1 protein-coding gene and 1 pseudogene are annotated in these 1633 nt (G+C 60.6%); both read left to right on the plus strand.

From position 1 onward, the window contains the following. A pseudogene (locus ACREXZ_RS30760) lies at positions 1 to 263 on the plus strand (citrate transporter); the annotation flags it as partial. A 57-nt stretch (positions 264 to 320) separates the two neighbouring features. After that, on the plus strand, positions 321 to 1472 hold the full coding sequence (locus ACREXZ_RS30765) for a CaiB/BaiF CoA transferase family protein (RefSeq protein WP_431767900.1): 1152 nt from the start codon (positions 321 to 323) through the stop codon (positions 1470 to 1472). Positions 1473 to 1633 lie beyond the last annotated feature (161 nt).

Raw genomic sequence — 1633 nt, forward strand, 5'->3', positions numbered from 1 at the left:
CGTTTTACTTCGGCATCTTGCCGGTTGTCGCGGGCGCGGGCCAGCAACTGGGGGTGCCGCCGATCCAGGTGGCGCAGGCCGCGTTGCTGGGACAGATGACGACGGGGTTTCCGGTCAGCCCGTTGACCCCCGCGACGTTCCTGCTGGTCGGACTCGCCGGTGTCGAGCTGTCCGATCACCAGAAGTTCGCCATACCGTTTCTGTTCGCCGCGTCGGTGCTGATGACGATCGCGTGCGTCGTGCTTGGCGTGTTTCCCCTCTGAGCCGCATCCGCGCGCGACGCGATGAACACCCGTTTCACTGAACAACAGGAAAGCACGATGACGATAGCGTTCGACACGAACGAGCCACCGGCGACGGGTCCACTGGCCGGAGTCCGCGTCGTGGATATGACGTCCGTAGGAATGGGCCCCTATGCCACGCAGATTCTCGGCGACATGGGCGCGTCCGTGATCAAGATCGAATCGCCTGAAGGCGATGTCTTTCGTCATACCGCGCCCGCGCGTCATCCGTCGATGGGTGCTGCCTTCCTGAACCTGAACCGCAACAAGCGCTCGCGGGTCCTGAATCTGAAAGTGGACGACGATCTGCTTGCGTTGAAACAGCTGATCGAAGGCGCCGATGTATTCGTCTCCAATGTCCGGCCCGCATCGTTGCAACGGCTCGGTCTCGATTATGCGTCGTTGCAGCGCTCGAATTCTCGCCTGATTTACTGCGGGGCCTACGGTTATTCGGAAGCGGGACCTTACGCGGGACGCCCTGCATTCGACGACATCATCCAGGCTAAAAGCGGCATGGCGCACTTCCAGGGCGCCAATAGCGGGAACGGTCCGCAGTACGTGAACACGATTCTCGCGGACAAGGTGGCCGGACTCACGATTGCGTACGCGATACCGATGGCACTCTATGAACGCGAGCGTTCAGGCTTGGGGCAGGCGATCGAAGTGCCGATGTTCGAAACCCTCGTGTCGTTTCTCGCGGTCGAGCAACTGGCGGGTCAAACCTTTGTCCCGTCTCTGGCGGATGCAGGCTATGCCCGCGTCATGTCGCAACATCGCCGTCCGTACCGGACGCTCGACGGCTATCTCGCGCTGCTTCCCTATACGACCGGTCAATGGCAGCGTTTTTTCGCGCTTGCCGGCAGGACCGATCTGGCTGGTGAGCGGAAGTTTTCGAGTGCGGCGCAACGCAGCGAGAACATCGACGAACTGTACGAGGCGCTAGCGGAAATCGTTTCTACCCGAACGACCGCTGCGTGGCTGACGCTGCTCGAGGAGGCGGACATCCCGCACTCCGAGGTCGCAACGTTCGACGATCTGATCGACGACGAACATCTGAATGCGACCGGCATGATCTACGAGTACGAACATCCGACCGAAGGAAAGCTGCGCGGTGTTGGCATACCGACGAAGTTTTCGCGGACGCCGGGGAATATTCGCGTTGCGGCGGAGGAGCTGGCTTCAGACAGTTAAGCACGGCCGACGCCGGAGTACGGCGCTAAAGCATTAACTCTGGTCGACAGCAACTATCTTGAGACGAGCAATGTCACGCGTCATGGAAGTCCGACTGCCAGGGAGTGTTGGAGCGAACCATTGCGTTAAGCGTGATGAGCAGTTTGCGCATGCAGGCGACA

The organism is Paraburkholderia sp. (assembly GCF_050742655.1).
GTDB lineage: Bacteria > Pseudomonadota > Gammaproteobacteria > Burkholderiales > Burkholderiaceae > Paraburkholderia.

Excerpts from the sequence above, each read along its gene's own strand:
- ACREXZ_RS30765 (WP_431767900.1), top strand. The coding sequence starts at position 321 with ATGACGATAGCGTTCGACACGAACGAGCCACCGGCGACGGGTCCACTG.